At 70.7% G+C, this 16,611-nt stretch carries 18 protein-coding genes; 14 read left to right on the plus strand and 4 right to left on the minus strand.

Annotated elements, in window-relative coordinates:
- The first annotated feature begins 169 nt into the window (after positions 1-169).
- A complete protein-coding gene (gene amrA / locus JHY01_RS09430) occupies positions 170-829 on the plus strand; it encodes an AmmeMemoRadiSam system protein A (protein ID WP_205325367.1) in 660 nt (219 codons plus the stop codon).
- Between the two features lie 2 nt (positions 830-831).
- On the opposite strand, the gene JHY01_RS09435 is transcribed toward amrA, so the two are convergent.
- On the minus strand, positions 832-1,668 hold the full coding sequence (locus JHY01_RS09435) for a PhzF family phenazine biosynthesis protein (protein WP_205325368.1): 837 nt from the start codon (positions 1,666-1,668) through the stop codon (positions 832-834).
- A gap of 100 nt (positions 1,669-1,768) precedes the next feature.
- Here JHY01_RS09435 and JHY01_RS09440 point away from each other — a divergent pair, with 100 nt between their 5' ends.
- Complete coding sequence (locus tag JHY01_RS09440) at positions 1,769-2,905, plus strand: Mrp/NBP35 family ATP-binding protein (RefSeq protein WP_205325369.1); 1,137 nt, start codon at positions 1,769-1,771, stop codon at positions 2,903-2,905.
- A 273-nt stretch (positions 2,906-3,178) separates the two neighbouring features.
- On the opposite strand, the gene JHY01_RS09445 is transcribed toward JHY01_RS09440, so the two are convergent.
- Both JHY01_RS09445 and JHY01_RS09450 read right to left on the minus strand, forming a co-directional pair.
- Positions 3,179-3,553: a YbjQ family protein gene (locus tag JHY01_RS09445; RefSeq protein ID WP_205325370.1), complete on the minus strand. Its 375-nt coding sequence runs from the start codon at positions 3,551-3,553 to the stop codon at positions 3,179-3,181.
- Positions 3,554-3,691: 138 nt separating this feature from the next.
- Positions 3,692-4,621 (minus strand): DapH/DapD/GlmU-related protein, encoded by a 930-nt coding sequence (locus JHY01_RS09450; protein ID WP_205325371.1) that lies wholly within the window; start codon positions 4,619-4,621, stop codon positions 3,692-3,694.
- Positions 4,622-4,660: 39 nt separating this feature from the next.
- On the opposite strand from JHY01_RS09450, the gene dapE reads away from it, so the two are divergent.
- Positions 4,661-5,731 (plus strand): succinyl-diaminopimelate desuccinylase, encoded by a 1,071-nt coding sequence (dapE, locus tag JHY01_RS09455; protein ID WP_205325372.1) that lies wholly within the window; start codon positions 4,661-4,663, stop codon positions 5,729-5,731.
- Positions 5,728-6,417 (plus strand): TIGR00730 family Rossman fold protein, encoded by a 690-nt coding sequence (locus JHY01_RS09460; protein ID WP_205325373.1) that lies wholly within the window; start codon positions 5,728-5,730, stop codon positions 6,415-6,417. The genes dapE and JHY01_RS09460 overlap by 4 nt, the downstream gene beginning before the upstream one ends.
- Before the next feature lie 46 nt (positions 6,418-6,463).
- Here JHY01_RS09460 and folP read toward each other — a convergent pair whose 3' ends face one another.
- Positions 6,464-7,327: a dihydropteroate synthase gene (gene folP / locus JHY01_RS09465; RefSeq protein ID WP_205325374.1), complete on the minus strand. Its 864-nt coding sequence runs from the start codon at positions 7,325-7,327 to the stop codon at positions 6,464-6,466.
- A gap of 153 nt (positions 7,328-7,480) precedes the next feature.
- On the opposite strand from folP, the gene JHY01_RS09470 reads away from it, so the two are divergent.
- From JHY01_RS09470 to JHY01_RS09515, 10 genes are all read left to right on the plus strand, one after another.
- Positions 7,481-7,645 (plus strand): hypothetical protein, encoded by a 165-nt coding sequence (locus tag JHY01_RS09470; protein ID WP_205325375.1) that lies wholly within the window; start codon positions 7,481-7,483, stop codon positions 7,643-7,645.
- 193 nt (positions 7,646-7,838) lie between these two features.
- Complete coding sequence (locus JHY01_RS09475) at positions 7,839-9,098, plus strand: M18 family aminopeptidase (protein ID WP_205325376.1); 1,260 nt, start codon at positions 7,839-7,841, stop codon at positions 9,096-9,098.
- Positions 9,099-9,322: 224 nt separating this feature from the next.
- On the plus strand, positions 9,323-11,899 hold the full coding sequence (locus JHY01_RS09480) for an FtsK/SpoIIIE domain-containing protein (protein ID WP_205325377.1): 2,577 nt from the start codon (positions 9,323-9,325) through the stop codon (positions 11,897-11,899).
- On the plus strand, positions 11,896-12,561 hold the full coding sequence (locus JHY01_RS09485) for a hypothetical protein (protein ID WP_205325378.1): 666 nt from the start codon (positions 11,896-11,898) through the stop codon (positions 12,559-12,561). The genes JHY01_RS09480 and JHY01_RS09485 overlap by 4 nt, the downstream gene beginning before the upstream one ends.
- A gap of 15 nt (positions 12,562-12,576) precedes the next feature.
- A complete protein-coding gene (locus JHY01_RS09490) occupies positions 12,577-13,020 on the plus strand; it encodes a DivIVA domain-containing protein (protein WP_205325379.1) in 444 nt (147 codons plus the stop codon).
- Between the two features lie 12 nt (positions 13,021-13,032).
- Entirely contained in the window at positions 13,033-13,563 is a 531-nt protein-coding gene (locus JHY01_RS26550) for a hypothetical protein (protein WP_240192556.1), read from the plus strand.
- 184 nt (positions 13,564-13,747) lie between these two features.
- The gene (locus JHY01_RS09500; protein WP_091030400.1) at positions 13,748-13,915 is read left to right on the plus strand and encodes a DUF3117 domain-containing protein; all 168 of its coding nucleotides are present in this window, start codon (positions 13,748-13,750) and stop codon (positions 13,913-13,915) included.
- Between the two features lie 188 nt (positions 13,916-14,103).
- Entirely contained in the window at positions 14,104-15,537 is a 1,434-nt protein-coding gene (locus JHY01_RS09505) for a S1C family serine protease (protein WP_205325380.1), read from the plus strand.
- A 66-nt stretch (positions 15,538-15,603) separates the two neighbouring features.
- Entirely contained in the window at positions 15,604-16,077 is a 474-nt protein-coding gene (locus JHY01_RS09510) for a twin-arginine translocase TatA/TatE family subunit (protein ID WP_205325381.1), read from the plus strand.
- A 66-nt stretch (positions 16,078-16,143) separates the two neighbouring features.
- Complete coding sequence (locus tag JHY01_RS09515; RefSeq protein WP_205325382.1) at positions 16,144-16,500, plus strand: VOC family protein; 357 nt, start codon at positions 16,144-16,146, stop codon at positions 16,498-16,500.
- Positions 16,501-16,611 lie beyond the last annotated feature (111 nt).

A 16,611-nucleotide genomic window follows, 5' to 3' on the forward strand; every position in this document is an offset into this window, starting at 1 on the left:
CCGGGAACCGCGGGACACCGGCACCAGGACCGACAACCCGACCACCGCCTGAACCGAAACCGCATTGGAGCGCGAAGGGTAAGCAGGGCCCCCGGCGACTATCCCGCCGGGTCCGACACGAACGGACATCGGCCGGACCTCGCGTCCCGCCGCATGGCACCATCGGTTGATGGACGCGCACCCCGAGTCGGGCCTCGGACCGGTGCTGACCGCGCTGGCGAGCAGCGCGGTCGCGACCTCGTTCGACCCGCGGCCGCCCGGCGCGGCCACCCTCATCGGCACCGTGCTCGACAGTGCCGTCTGCACGAGCGGCGTCCTCGACAACGCCGCGCCGGAGGCCGCCGCCCACACCGCCGCGCTCGCGAAACGCGAGGCGACCTTCGTGACCCTCCAACGCGACGGCCGCCTCCGCGGCTGCGTCGGCACCCTGACCGCGCTGCGGCCCTTGGGCATCGACGTGGTCCGCAACGCCCGCCTCGCCGCGCGCGACCCGCGCCTGCCGCCGGTCGAGGCCGCCGAGGTCGGGTCGCTGCGCATCACCGTCACGATCCTGTCCCCGTCCGAACCGATCGCCGTGCGGGCCTTCACCACCCTGCTCGACCACCTGCGCCCCGGCCGGGACGGCCTGACCCTCAAGGACACCGGCGGCCGCCGCGCGACCTTCCTGCCGTCGGTGTGGGCGAGCCTGCCCGAACCCGACCGGTTCGTCACCGCGCTGCTGCGCAAGGGCCGCTGGCCGCGGCACCTGTGGACGACCGAACTGCGTTCGGCCGCCTGGCCCGAAGACCTTGCGGCCGAACGCTACGCGGCCCGCGAATTCGCCGCCTGAACCTAGGGCAGCGTCACCAGCGTGCCCTCGGCGACCTTCACGGCCGCGCCCGTCACCGAGACCGACACGATCGCGCCGTCCTCGACCACGACCTCGCCGTGCAGCACGGACGGGCGGTCGATCTCGGCGCCCTGCGCGATCTCATACGCGTGCATGCCGTCGCCGCTGAGCAGCCCCTGGTCGACCAGGTGCACGCCGAGCGCCACGGCCGCCGAACCCGTCGCAGGGTCCTCCCCGACACCGCGGTGGAACAGGCGCGCGTGGACCGCATGCGAGGCCTCGTCGAAGCTGAACATGTAGACCTTCTCCAGGTGGCCCGGCACGTCGACCGCGGCGGGCACGTCCTCGTCGGCGAGGCGCACGAAGTTGTGGTCGAGACCGGCGCTGGCGTTCTTCGGGGTGCCGATGATCTTGGCGGGGTCGAGGCCGATCGCGGCCGCGGCGGTCGCCGGGTCGAGCGCGGGCCCGACCGCGATCGCGGTCGAGGTGAGCTTCGCGGTGCCGCCGTCGACGGCGATCGTCATGAGACCGGCGCCGCATTCCTGGACGACCGTGCCGTTGTCCGCCTGCACCCGCCCGGACCCGACGGCGGCGATCGCCGCGCCGATCGTGGGGTGCCCGGCGAACGGGAGTTCCTCCGCAGGGGTGAAGATCCGCGCGAGATAGTCGGCGCCCGGCGCGGCGGCCGGGAGCACGAACACGGTCTCGGAGAAGTTGAACTCGAGCGCGATCGCCTGCATCTGGGCCGTGGTGAGGTCCTTGCCGTCGTAGACGACCGCGAGCTGGTTGCCCGCGTAGGCGCGGTCGGAGAACACGTCGTAGATCGCAAAGGGAAGCATGGGCCAGTTATAGCGCGGCGCGGTCGCGGCGGGCGGGACCTCGGGTGCGGTAAGGCTACGCTCACATTGGCGAACCGAATTGCGTGGTTACGATTGAGTCATGTCTGACAACGCTGCCGTCGTCGAGGCCGTGCACGAAGCACTCTCGCACGTCAACGACCCCGAGATCCGCCGCCCGATCACCGAGCTGGGCATGGTCGACACCGTCGATGTCGACGGCGGTCGACTGTCGCTCAAGATCCTCCTGACCGTCGCGGGCTGCCCCATGCGCGACACGCTGCAACGCGACATCGCCGGCGCCGTCGACGGCGTCGACGGCGTCTCCGAACTCGAACTCGAATTCGGCGTGATGAGCGAGCAGCAGCGCGCCGACCTGCAGACGAAACTGCGCGGCGGCCGCGCGGGCGCCGAACCGGTGATCCCGTTCAACCTGCCCGAATCGCGCACGCGCGTGTTCGCGATCGCCTCGGGCAAGGGCGGCGTCGGCAAGTCGTCGATGACGGTGAACCTCGCCGCCGCCCTGGCGCAGAAGGGCCTGTCGGTCGGCGTCGCGGACGCCGACATCTACGGGCACTCGATCCCGCGGATGCTCGGCGTCGAAGGCGCGCCCACGCAGGTCGAGGACATGATCATGCCGCCGCAGGCGCACGGGATGAAGGTCATCTCGATCGGGATGTTCACGCCCGGGAACACCGCCGTGGTGTGGCGCGGTCCGATGCTGCACCGGGCGCTCCAGCAGTTCCTCGCCGACGTGTACTGGGGCGAGCTGGACGTGCTCCTGCTCGACCTGCCGCCCGGGACCGGTGACATCGCGATCTCGGTGGCGCAGCTGCTGCCCACCGCGGAACTCGTGGTCGTCACGACCCCGCAGCAGGCGGCCGCGGAGGTCGCCGAGCGCGCCGGCGCGATCGTCACCCAGACCCACCAGAAACTCGCCGGTGTGGTGGAGAACATGTCGTGGATGGCGCTGCCCGACGGCTCGCACATCGAGCCGTTCGGCTCCGGCGGCGGCAAGACCGTCGCGGAGGCGCTGACCCGGGACGTGGGCGCCGACGTGCCGCTGCTCGGCCAGATCCCGCTCGACCCGAAGCTGCGCGAGGGCGGGGACGCCGGCGTTCCGCTGGTGATCTCGGACCCCGACTGCGAGGCGTCGCAGGCGATCCGCGCGATCGCGGACCAGCTGGCGGTGCGGAAGGTGTCGCTCGCGGGCAAACAGCTTGGTCTGAGCCCGGTCTAGATGTGATGTCCAAGGACGTTGTTCCGCCGGGTAGTAGCGGATTCGTCTGACAGGTGAAGGCCTCCGGTTGTGAAGTGGAGCTGTCGAAACCGACCGCTTCACGCACCTGGAGGCCTTCATGTCCCACGCTAACGCAGCCCTGACCCCGCTCGGGCCTGATCCGACACGCCGACCACGCCCGAACCGAACGGCATCGGGTCCGGACATTTTTTGAGCGGCGGCCCTCGGGTGTTGAGGGCCGCCGCTCGTTTTCCCAGTTTCCTGAATGAAGCTTTAAGCGGTCTTCCTGCGGACCGTGACGGCCGTGCCGTAGGCGCACACCTCGGTGCCCATGTCGCGGGCGTCCGAGACGTCGAAGCGCATCATCACGACCCCGTTGGCCCCCAGGGACTTCGCCTGCTCGACCATGCGCGTGAGCGCTTCCTCGCGGGAGGCGGCGAGGGCCTTCGTGAGGCCCTTCAGCTCGCCGCCGAGGAGGGATTTGAAACCCGCGCCGACGTCGGAGAAGAAGTTCCTGGACCGCACCGTGAGGCCGAAGACCTCGCCGTGGGTGTCGGTGACCTCGTAGCCGGGCACGTTCTCGGTCGTGACGACCACGAAGCCCGAAGCGGTGGGATTGGCGGCGCCGAACTCTCCAACTCTGTCCATGCCGACCAGGCTATGCAAGATCCGGCGGCCGTACCTCGATCTCCGGGATGAACCGCGCGAACGCGAGTAGCACCCGGGTACTACACCCTGGGCAGGCCGAAGGCCCCGGCGCATGCCGGGGCCTCGTCGTCTGCTCGTCTACTGGGCGCTGTGCAGGGCGGTGTTCAACTCGCCCCAGGTGCCCGAGCGGGGGCGCACTTCGAGGACGCCGGTCTGGGTGTTCGTCCAGAACTGCAGGTTGTCCTTGCCCGAGAGCGCCGCGGCCTTGACGACCGCGCCGTCCGGGGTGGTGACCTTCGAACCGGCGGTGACGTAGCAGCCGGCGGCCACGACGCAGTTGTCGCCCAAGGAGATCCCGATCCCGGCGTTCGCGCCGAGCAGGCAGCGCTCGCCGATCGAGATGACCTCCTTGCCGCCGCCCGAGAGCGTCCCCATGATCGAGGAGCCGCCGCCGATGTCCGAGCCGTCGCCCACGAGCACCCCCGCGGAGATGCGGCCCTCGACCATCGAGTTGCCGAGCGTCCCGGCGTTGAAGTTCACGAAGCCCTCGTGCATGACGGTGGTGCCCTCGGCGAGGTGCGCGCCCAGCCGCACCCGCGAGGCGTCGGCGATCCGCACCCCCGTCGGGGTCACGTAGTCGGCCATCGGCGGGAACTTGTCGAGGGACTTCACTTGCAGAGTGCCCCCCTCGCCGCGCAGTTTGAGGCGGGCCTCGTTCACCTCGGTGGCCGGGACCGGGCCGAAGTTCGTCCAGGCGTTGTTCGGCAGCAGGCCGAAGATGCCGGAGAGGTTGATGGAGTGCGGGATGACGAACCGGTGCGAGAGCAGGTGCAGCCGCAGGTACACGTCGGCGGTGTCCGTCGGCTCCTCCGCGAGGGACTTGACGGTGATCGACACGCCCTTCGAGGTCGTGCCCGTCGGGTTCACCCGGTCGAGCTCCGGCGCGGCCGCACCCGTGGGGGCCTCGCCGAGGCCGAGGCGCGTGAACCACACGTCGAGGACCGTGCCGTCGGCGGCGACCGTGGCCACACCGACGCCCCATGCTCCGTCAGTCAGGAAATCACTCATGCGGAGAGCCTATCCACGCGGCGAGTATCGTCTTCGGATGTGACAGTTTTGAGTGAGGCAGTCCTCGCCGACCCGGTCGCGCTGACCCGGGCCCTGTGCGACATCCCGTCCGTGTCCTGGAACGAGGCCGAGATCTGCGACGAGGTCGAGTCGGCCCTCAAACACATGGGGCACTTGACCACCGAACGCGTCGGGAACACGCTCATCGCCCGCACCGACCTGGGCCGGGGACGGCGCGTCATGCTCGCCGGGCACCTCGACACGGTCCCGGTCAACGACAACTTCCCCACCCGCCTCGACGGCGACGTGCTGTGGGGCCTGGGCACCTCCGACATGAAGTCGGGCACGGCGCTCGCGCTGTGGATCGCGGCCACCGTGCCCGAGCCGAAGTTCGACCTGAGCTTCGCGTTCTACGACTGCGAGGAGATCGAGGCCGAGCACAACGGCCTCAACAAGCTCTCCAAGACCCGCCCGGAGCTGCTGGCCGCCGACTTCGCGATCCTCCTCGAGCCGACGTACGGGCTCGTCGAGGCCGGCTGCCAGGGCACCATGCGGGCGCGCGTGGCCACCGGCGGGAAGCGGGCCCATTCGGCGCGGTCCTGGAAAGGCGAGAACGCGATCCACAAGATCGCGCCCGTCCTGGAGCGGCTGAACGCCTACGAGGCCCGCGAGGTCGACGTCGACGGCTGCACCTACCGGGAAGGCCTGAACGCGGTCTTCATCGGCGGCGGTGTGGCCGGGAACGTCATCCCCGACGAGGCCTGGGTGGAGGTCAACTTCCGGTTCGCGCCCGACCGCGACGAGGCCGCCGCCGAAGCGCACGTGCGCGAGGTCTTCACCGGTTTCGACGTGCAGGTCTCCGACTCCGCGCCGTCCTGCCGCCCCGGCCTGGACCGGCCCGAAGCCGCCGAGTTCGTCGCCGCCGCCGGAGGCGGGTTCCGTGCGAAACTCGGCTGGACCGATGTGGCCCGCTTCGCGACACTGGGCATCCCGGCCGTGAACTTCGGCCCGGGTGACCCGAACCTCGCCCACAAGCATGACGAACGCGTCGAGATCCCGCGCATCCGCGCCTGCGCGGACGCGCTGCGAGCCTATGTGGAGGAATCATGACGATCAAGCGCCGCATCACCGCCGACGAGCGCCTGCTCGACGTCGCGCACAGTGAAGAGTGGAAGCAGAAGGCCGCCTGGCGGGTCATGAAGATCCAGGCCGAGTTCGTCGCGGGCTTCGACACGCTCGAAGCGGCCGAGCTGGGCGACGCCGTCGGCGTCTACGGATCGGCGCGCACCGGCGTCGACGGCGACGAGTACAAGCTCGGCATCGAGCTGGGCCGCAAGCTCGGCGAGGCCGGGTTCAACGTCATCACCGGCGGCGGCCCCGGCGCGATGGAGGCCGCCAACCGGGGCGCGGCCGACGCGGGGGTCAAGTCCGTGGGCCTGGGCATCGAGCTGCCGTTCGAGCAGGGCATCAACCCGTACGTGGACATCCAGCTGGACTTCCACTACTTCTTCGTCCGCAAGGTCATGTTCCTCAAGTACTCGTGCGGGTTCTGCGCCCTCCCGGGCGGCTACGGGACCATGGACGAGCTCTTCGAGTCCCTGACGCTGGTGCAGACCGAGAAGGTGGGCAAGTTCCCGATCGCGCTCATCGGCGTCGACTACTGGGGCGGCCTGGTCGCCTGGCTGCGCAGCGCCATGGTCCGCGAGGGCAAGATCAGCCCCGACGACGTGGACCTGCTGCTCGTCACCGACGACCTCGACGAGGCCGTGGAGCACATGCAGCGCGGGCGCGGATAGCAGACGAACCGGCCGCCGTGCACGCGCACGGCGGCCGTTCGCGTGCTCAGAGGCTGCGCTGCGGGGCTTTCGGAGGCTTGTCGCCCTTGATGGCGGCGACCATGTCGAGCACCTCGCGGGTGGCGGCCACATCGTGGGCGCGGAAGACGCGGGCGCCGTTCCACGCCGAGATCGCGGTCGCGGCGAGGGTGCCGTTGAGGCGGCGGTCCACCGGGAGGTCGAGCGTCTCACCCACGAAGTCCTTGCGGGACAAGGCGACCAGCACGGGCCAGCCGGTCGCCGCGAGTTCGTCGAGGCGGCGGGTCAACTCGAGGGAGTGGTAGGTGGTCTTGCCGAAGTCGTGGGTCGGGTCGATGAGGATGCCGTCGGCGCGCACGCCCGCCGCGACGGCGGCCTCGGCGCGCTCCACGAGCTCGGTGCGGACCTCCGCGACCACGTCCCCGTAGACGGCCTTCGCCGCCACCGTCCGCGGTTCGAGCCCGCCGGTGTGCGAGACGACGAACCCCGCGCCGGTGTCGGCCGCGACCTCGATCACCGTGGGATCCCAGCCCGCCCACGTGTCGTTGATGAGCTCCGCCCCGGCCGCGACCGCCTCCCGGGCGACCTCGCCCCGCCAGGTGTCCACCGAGATGACGAGGTCGGGATGCTTGTCGTGCACCGCGGCGATGAACGGCACCACGCGGTCGATCTCCTCGGCCGCGCTCACCTCCGGGCCGTCGCCCGCCTTGACGCCGCCGATGTCGACGATGTCCGCACCGTGCGCCACCGCGGTGTCGACCGCGGCGACCGCCGCTTCGAACGCGAACGTCGCCCCCGAGTCGTAGAAGGAGTCGGGCGTGCGGTTGACGATCGCCATCACCGCGTAATCGCCCTCATCGAACACCCGTCGGCCCAGTTTCAACGCTCGCATCGTCCAATGGTCGGTTACTCGCACCGAGATGTGCAAACTCGCTGGTCCGGAGGCAGGCGCGGCCGACCGGCGCCCGAGCGCCCGCCAGTGAAAACTTCTCCGAATTTGTCCTGATACGTACCTTTCGGCAAGCCCGAGTCGTACGATGAGGGCATGTGGACAATTCTCTGGATTCTGATCATCGTCTGGGTGGTGCTCGCGATCGTCGGCATCGCACTCGAAGGCCTGCTCTGGCTCGGCATCATCGGCATCGTGCTCTTGCTCGGCACGATCGTCTTCGGGCTCATCCGGCGCAAGTCAGGCCGCGGCGCGGCCTGACCGACCGAACCCGGCGGTCACGACCGCCAGGATCTCCACCGCACCGGCGCAGCCGGCGCGAGGCGCCCCTGTTCGGCCCGAACCCCCCCGCCCCGAATCCCCCGCACATCGACTCCCGCACCAGAGTCCGCTCCTCCCGCAGGCCGGTAAGCTCGCTCCAGCCGCTGCAGCCACCCGCCTAAGGAGCACATCGATGCCTCGCTTCGACCGGTCGCACACCGACGACCTGGCCGCATACATCAAGGCAAGCCCCACCCCGTACCACGCGTGCGCCGAAGCGGGCCGCATGCTCGAGGCGGCCGGGTTCCGGCGACTCATCGAGGCCGACGAATGGCCGGTCGACATCGGCGGCTACTACACGGTGCGGGACGGCTCGATCATCGCCTGGCGCATCAACGACGAGGCGTACGACGCGTTCCGGATCTTCGGCGCGCACACCGACACGCCCACGTTCAAGGTCAAGCCCCGGCCCGACACGGGCGCCGCCGGATGGAAGCAGATCGCCGTCGAGGTCTACGGCGGCGTGCCGCACCAGACCTGGCTCGACCGGGACCTCTCCGTGGCCGGACGGCTCGTCATGCGCGACGGCTCCGAAGTGCTCGTGCACGTCGACCGACCGCTGCTGCGCGTGCCGCGCCTCGCGATCCACCTCGACCGGGGCGTGAACGAAGGCCAGAAGCTCAACGCCCAGTCGCAGCTCACCCCGATCTGGGGCCTCGGACAGCCGCGCGACGGCGAGTTCCTGGAGTTCATCGCCGCCGAGGCCGGAGTCGACGCCGCCGACGTGTTCGGCCACGACCTCTTCACCGTCGCCCTCGACGAGCCCGCGTACCTCGGCAAGGACGAGGAGCTGTTCGCCGCCTGGAGACTCGACAACCTCACCAGCACGCACGCCGGCGTCAGCGCGCTCATCGCCGCCGAGGCCACCGGAACCCGCGTCCCCGTGCTCGCCTCGTTCAACTACGAGGAGATCGGCTCGATGACCTACTCGGGCGCGCAGAGCCCGTTCCTGGAATCGGTGCTCCACCGGCTCATGGGCGACGACTTCGACACGTACGCGCGGGCCATCGCCGCCAGCGCCATGATGTCCTCCGACACCGGGAACGCGGTCCACCCCAACTACCCCGAGAAGCACGAGCCGGGCCACCGGCCGATCCCCGGCGCGGGCCCGATGATCAAGGTCAGCGCCAACCAGCGCTATGCGAGCGGCGCGGAGGAGCAGGCGCTGTTCCGGCGCTCTGCCGAGGCCGCGGGCATTCCGTGGCAGACCTATGTGAACCGCAACGACATCCCCGGGGGGACCACGATCGGCCCGATCTCGGGCACGCAGCTGGGGATGCTCACGGTGGACGTGGGCCTGCCGATCCTGTCGATGCACTCCGCCCGGGAGCTGTGCGGCGCCGAGGACCCGGGGCTGCTCGCGGACCTGGCGCTGGGTCTGTTCACGCACTAGGCGCGGCGCTGCGGGTGCGGGTCGCGCCTCGGCTGACGCCTGCGGGGCGGAAGGGGCTCGTGAGGTGACGGCGTGTTGGGGCGCAGGGCATTCGCGCCGTGCCGCCGGAGCCCGGTCCCGGTATGGTGGTCTCGTCGACACACCCGGCCTCGGCGAAGCTTGCAAGCCGTAGACGAGCACCCGCGGCGAAGCTTGCGAGCCGTGCATTCCTCAAGGAGGCGGCTTTGACCTGGCGGACCGAATTGGAGCGGGCGGCAGCGCGCCTGCGTGAGGCCGCCGGCGCCGCCGACCAGGCCCAGTCGCTACTCCAGGACGATGCTTCGCGTTTGGCCGCAACGGGAGTCGAACAGCGGCGCAATGCGCTCGCCGAGCGGCTGCGCGCCGTCGCGTCGCAGACCGCGACCGGGTGGATCGGCGACGACCTGGCCGCGATCGCGCCGGACACGCCGTTGTGGACGGACGCGCCGTCCACCGAGGCGGTCCGCATCGGGACCGCCACGCTGCTTCCCGTCGGCGGAGCCGAGCTCGACGACGCGCCCGCGTTCCCCGCGCTCGCCGGGCTGCTCGGCAAGGGCCACCTCGTGTGCGACGGCGACGCCGCGGACCCGCGCGTCGCCGGGATGCTCCAGTCGCTGCTGCTGCGGATCACCGCCGCGCAGCCCGATCTCGAACTGAGCCTGGTCGACGGGGTGACCCTCGGGCAGGTCTTCGCGCCCGCCACGGCGCTCGTGGACGCCGGGATCGCCGGTCCCGTGGCCACGGACCACCTCGCGCTCGGGCGGGTGCTCACGGCCGCGGAGAAGCGGCTCACCGAACTGCGCGACATCGCCGCACGCGGCCAGTCGATCGCCGACCGGCCGTTCCATCTCATCGTGATCGCCGGTCTGCCACCTGAGGTCGGCAATTCGACGCGCGAGCGGCTGGCCGCGCTGGCGCACGCGGGGCCTTCGGCCCGCTGCCATCTCGTGCTGTGCGGGTGGAGGCAACTCCCGCACCGGGAGTCGCTGCCCGCGATCGAGCACGCGACGTACTTGCGCTGCAACGAGAACGACGTGCGGCTCGGGAGTCTGCCGCTGCCGGTGCGGCTCGATGCCGCGCCGCCGCCGAGTCTCGCCCGCGCCGTCTACGGTTCGCGGGCGCAGCAGCGCAAGGAGGCCGGGGAGCTGAGCGTCGCCGACCTCGTGCCGGAGGTGCTGTGGTCGGCTTCGAGCCGGGACGGCCTGTCGACGGTGATCGGCCGCGACCAGGCCGGGAGCTCCACCGGGGGCGATGTCGAGGTCGCGTTCGACGACGCGACCCCGCACTGGCTGATCGGCGGTCGGACCGGCGGCGGCAAGACCGTGTTCCTCCTCGACGTGCTCTACGGGCTCGCGACCCGCTACTCCCCCACCGAACTCGAGCTGTACCTCCTCGACTTCAAGGAGGGCGTCTCGTTCACCGAGTTCACGCCCTCACCGCTCGATCCGTCGTGGATTCCGCACGTGCGGGCCGTCGGGGTCGAGTCCGACCGCGAGTACGGCGTGGCCGTGCTCGGGGCGCTGCGGGCCGAGCTGTCGCGGCGCGCGGGGCTCATGAAGCGGGCCGGGGCGACGCGACTGGCGCGGCTGCGCGAGCTGCGTCCGGAGACGCCGCTGCCGCGGATCGTGGCGGTGGTCGACGAGTTCCACGTGCTGTTCGCCGGGAACGACCGCCTCGCGGGCGAAGCGGTCGCGCATCTGGAGGAGCTGGCGCGGAAGGGCCGCTCGTACGGCGTGCACCTGGTGCTCGCGAGCCAGACGATCTCCGGCATCGAGGCGCTGTACTCCAAGAAGGACTCGATCTTCGGGCAGTTCCCGTTGCGGGTGGCGCTGCCGGGCGCGAAGCACCTGCTCGACGAGGGCAACGACGCGGCGGAGGGCATCGGCGTCGGCCAGGCCGTCATCAACGACGCCGGGGGCATCAAGGGCCGCAACCGGACCTGCCGGTTCCCCGACGCTTCGAGCGCCGAGGACCTGCTCACGGGCCTGCGGCGGCAGCTGTGGGAGCGACGCGACTCCGATGTGGAGCCGATCGTCTTCCGCGGTTTCGACGAGCAGCACCTCGAGGACGATCCGCGGTTCGCGGACCTCGCTCCGACGCACGCGCCCGTGGCGCTGCTCGGCCGGGCCGTCGACGTGCACATGTCCTCGGTGGGCTACCAGTTCGACCGCAGCCCGGGACGGCACCTGGCGGTACTGGGCACTTCGGCGGTGGCGGCCGACGTGCTCGCCGCCGCCGCGATCTCGCTCGGGCGCCAGCATGAACCGGAGAGCGTCGCGTTCGAGGTCGTGGCGACCGCCGTGGGCGTCGAGGACACGGTGCGGCAGGTCGCGGGCGAACTCGAAGCGGGCGGTCACGAGTGCCGCCGGCTCGCGCCGGGGACGATCCTCGGCGGGAAGCGCGACAAGCCGACGTACCTGGTGTGGTTCGGCGCCGACGGCGCGGACGGGCAGCCTTCGGCGCTGCGCGACCTGCTCCTCCACGGCCCGGCGGACGGCGTGCACCTGCTCGGCTGGTGGCGTGGCGCGCGCCGGTTCCTCGACGACATCGGCGGCTCGGCCGGGCGCGAGCACTGCGCCGGGGTCGTGGCGCTCAACATCGCGGGGAACGACCTCGCCGCGATCACCGGCGGCTACGAGCGCACCTGGGAGGCCCGCACCAACCGGTGCCTGGTGATCGACCGGCACGCGGGCACCGAGACGCTCACCGTCCCGTACGTGCGGCCCGGCCGGCTCGACGGCCTGCCCGTCCAGGAGACCCCCGGAAAGGTGGAGTCGCGATGAGTCTCAGCGCCTATGAGGACCTGGTGCACGAACTGACACGGCTCGACGCCGACACGACCGCGAGCACCGCGCAGGCGACCCGCCGGCTGGAGCGGCGCCGCGAGGCGCTGCGCGAGGTGCGGTCCGAACTGGACGACCAGACGATGGCGCTCGCGGAGCTGTGCGCGCGGTTGCGCCACTCGACGCCCGACTTGACGCCGCAGCAAGTCGACGCCGATGCGGCCGACTTGCCTCCGGGGCAAGACACCGACGATGCCGACCGGGTCTTGGAACGCGCGAAGACGGCCCTGCGGGAGTCCGAGCTGGCCCGGACGGCGACGACGCGGGCCGCGCAGCGGCCGACGCTGCTGCCGAAGGCGCATCACGTGCTCCGCGAACTGCTCGTCTACGGCTCGTGCATGGTGGCGTGCCTCGCGGTGCAGTTCGTCTACTTCGCTGCGACGGGCGGCGAAGGCGAGTCGCTGTGGTGGGTCACGTTCCTGCTGCCGGTGATGGCGCTGATCGTGGGATACGTGCTGGTGGGGATGGCCAATCGGCCGCGCCTGCCGCTGCTGGACCGGAGCGGCAGGCCCATCAAGGCGGTCGTCCCCCACAACCCGCGTCTGGGAGTGACCCTCGCGGTCGGCACAATGGCGCTGTTCGCCTATTTCGCGTTCTTCTAGTTGGAGGAGCCTCCTGTGGGTTTCGTGCTGCCGGTCATCGTCGCCGTCATCGGCGTGTGGATCGCCTTCTCGATCGTCGTGTGGGCCACCGGCCGCGACACGCTCCTGGACATCACCGCGGCGGGCCCGCCGCTCGGCCTCGGCGAGGGCGAGTCGGTGGACGAGACCGCCGTCGCCTCCGTCAAGTTCGACACCGGCCTGCGCGGCTACCGCACCGACCAAGTGGACGCGGCGCTGAACCGCCTCGCCTGGGAGATCGGCCGCCGCGACGAGATGCTCGCCGAGATGCGGTCGCAGCTCGACGGCACCGCCGAGCCGGACCCCTCCGCCGAGGCCGCCCTGCGGCTCGCCGGCGAGGACGAGTCCACTCCCGACGGCCCCGCGACCGACGCCGACGCCTCCGGGAGTGAGGCAGGGCGCGAGGGCGGCGGCGAGACGGCGCCGCGCGGCGAGGCGTGATGGGATAAGCCCATGCGTTATTGGCTGCTGGCGTTGAACGACGACGAGTACTCCGAGCAACAGGCCTACGAGGTCGAAGCGGTCGAGCCCGCGGCGGCGCTCCCCGAGAACGCCGCTGACGGCGACGAGGTGGCGCTGGCGGGCCCGGAGGGCGTGTTCGCGCTCGGCGAGGTCGTCGGTGCGGCCGTCGCCTACCGCCGCCGCCTCGAAGCGCCCGCTCCGACCGCCGAGACGGAGCGCGTCTACAGCGCCGCGAACGACGCCGAGGGCCTCGGGAAGGAAGCCTGGACCCCGCTCAACCCGGAGGTGTGGGAGGACCTGGTCCGGACCCTGCCGATCCCTGAGCGCCGCAGCGACTGGCTCGTGACCCTCTCGCTGCCCATCGAGGCGGTCGACAAAGCGGAGGCGGTACGCCAGTTCTGGTCGTACATCCGCTCGCTCGGCCCGAAGGAACTGCCGACGTTCGTTGCACCGTACGGAAGGGAACTTGAGGGCACTTCGTTCCTTTTGGGCGTCGAGCATGAGCAGGACCCGGAGGAGTGAGTGACCGGGGTCATACTCCGTTAAGAAAAATCACGCAAGTCGCAAAAGGCACTTTCCGGTAGATTTCTACGCAACATTGTCACATACCCGGAGGGGCGAGTTGGCCTTCGCCCACGTCATCGGGGAAACTTGATCTAGCAACGTCGAGTCGCAACCTGCGGCCTTGGATCGAGGGGAGACCAAAATGGCGGCCATGAAACCGCGGACTGGCGACGGCCCACTGGAAGTTACTCAGGAGGGCCGCGGCATCATCATGCGGGTTCCGCTCGAAGGCGGTGGGCGGCTGGTCGTGGAGATGACCCCGGAAGAAGCAGCGACCTTGAACAAGGAGCTCCAGGGCGCCCTGGAGTAGTCCCTTCTCCACCACGCCCCCCACCACGGCGGTCACCCCGCTGCCGATCGGACCTGAGGACCCGCTCCGTACGCGCGGAGCGGGTCCTTCACCCTCTGCTGCCCGCGACCCGCGGCGCGGACCATCCGACACCGGGCGGAATGGCGGGGCAGGTGAACGAGCGGCAATTCCGGCATAGACTTTCAGTCATGACTTCCGGCACCCAGCCGCCCCAGGCAGAACCGGGCAATCCGCAACACCCCGAACCGGTCTCCCGCGCGCCGCGGACGAACGGTCCGTATGAGGCCGCACCGCAGCCGGGAATGTCGCACGCAGGGCAGACGCAGACGCCGGCGCCGTACGGATCCGCCGCCTCCGGCATGCAGCAGGGCGCCTACCCGCCCGCGCCTCCCGGAGCGCCCTCCATGAGCGGACCGACCCACGCGCCGCCGCAGCCCGACCAGTCGGCCTGGTGGAACCCCGCCGCCGCCTCCGACCCGTGGCGCGACCCCACCAGCCACGCCGTCATCGAGACCCGACCGGTCCCCAACGCGCCCGCGCCCGAACCGCTCCCGGCCCGCACGCCGCGCGTCAGGCCCGCGCTCGGCATCGTCATCGCCGTCTCGGCCGTCACCGCGCTCATCGCGGGCACGCTCGGCGCGGCAATCGGCATATGGGCCACCCGGTCCGGCTCCGGCACCGGCAGCTTCCTCGGCGCCGAACCGCAGACCGAACGCGACGTCACCTCCGTCGCGGGCGTTGTCGAGCAGATCATGCCCTCGGTCGTCACCGTCCTCACCTCTAACGGCGGCAACGGCTCGGGCTTCATCGTCTCCGACGACGGCTACGTCATGACCAACCACCACGTGGTCGTCGGCGGCGGCACCGAACCCGCCGCCGCCCTCGAGGTGCTCTTCAGCGACGGCAACGTGGCCACCGCCGAGGTCGTCGGTTCCGACCCCGACTCCGACGTCGCCGTCCTGCGTATCGAAGGCGACGAGCACCCGGCGATGGTCCTCGCCGACTCCGACCGGGTCGCCGTCGGCGACCCCGTGCTCGCCGTGGGCGCGCCGCTCGGGCTCTCCTCCACGGTCACCGAGGGGATCGTCTCGGCCATCGACCGGCCGGTGCTCACCGAGAACAACAACGGCGAAGTCGAGTCCGTGATGGCCGCGATCCAGACCGACGCCGCCATCAACCCGGGCAACTCCGGCGGGCCGCTCACCGACATCGCCGGGCAGGTCATCGGCATCAACACGGCGATCGCCTCCACCGCCGCCGAAGGCGAGGCCGGCAACATCGGCATCGGCTTCGCGATCCCGATCAACCAGGCCAAGCGCATCGCCGACGAGATCATCGCGACCGGATCGGCCAGCCACACCGTGCTCGGCGCCGAGCTCGGAGAATCCGAACTGGGGATCGGCGTGACCCTCAGCAAGGTCGTCCCCGGATCCCCCGCCGACGACGCCGGGCTCCAGGACGGGGACGTCCTGACCAGCTTCAACGGCAACATGGTCGCCCAGAACACCGAACTCATCGCGCTCATCCGCAAACTCGCACCGGGCACCGTTGTGACCGTCGTGTACGAGCGAGATGGCGAGGAACACAGTGCCCAGGTCACGCTGGAGGCGGCTACGGACTGAGTGGGGGTACGCTAGGCGCAGGTTTTTCAGGTATCAGCAAGCACAGGCAGTCATGAGGAGATCAGCGTGTTCGGAGGCTTGGGCGGAACCGAGTTCCTGGTCATCATCCTCATCGCCATCTTCCTTTGGGGGCCCGACAAGCTGCCCAAGGCGCTCGCCAACCTGCGCCGGTTCATCTCGAAGGCCCGCAACATGGCGTCGAACGCCGCCGCGGACCTCAGCCGCGAGATCGGCACCGACATCCGGCCCGAGGATCTCAACCCCAAGACCTTCGTCCGCAAGCACATCCTGACCGAAGAGGACCAGGAGATGCTGACGAGCCCCCTCAAGTCCACGATGCGCGACCTCCAGGACGGCGCCAAGCCGCTCAAGGAGGGCCTCACGGACACCACGCGCGACATCGAGAGCACCCGTCGCAGTGTCAACCGCGGCAGCCTCACCCGGAATGCCAACGGGTCCAACGGCTCGGGAGACGCCGCGGCCGAACCGGCCGCCGAGCGGTCCAGCGAGCGCAGCGCCAGCTTCGACGACGTGACCTGAGCCGTCCGACCGGCGAGACCGGTCGAACCGGTTGATCGTGTCGGTCCCGTCTGCGACCCTGGGTCGATGATCGGCACTTGGCACGGACTCATCATCGACTGCCCCGACCCGAAGTCGCTCTCGTCGTTCTACCGCGAGATGCTCGGCATGGTCGAAGTGCAGGACGACGGCGACTGGGTCGTCATCGGCATCTCGGCGGACCAGCCCGGCATCGCGTTCCAGCAGGCCGAGGCCTACATGCCCTCCACCTGGCCCGACCCCACCGTCCCGCAGCAGATGCACCTCGACGTGAAGGTCGGCGACCTCGACGAGGGCGAGCGGCAGGTGCTGGCGCTCGGCGCACGCAGGCTCCCGGGCGGCGGAGAGACCTTCCGGGTCTACGCCGATCCCGTGGGGCACCCGTTCTGCCTCGTCACGATGTGAGAACCGCGTCGGGCGCCGCCCTCCGGACGAACGGAAGCGGGGGGGGGGGGGGGGCCCCCCCCCCCCCCGGGGGGGGGGGGGGTGTGGGTAGGGGTGGGGGGGGGGGGGCCC

Source organism: Glycomyces sp. YM15 (genome assembly GCF_016918015.1).
Taxonomy (GTDB): Bacteria; Actinomycetota; Actinomycetes; order Mycobacteriales; family Micromonosporaceae; genus Glycomyces.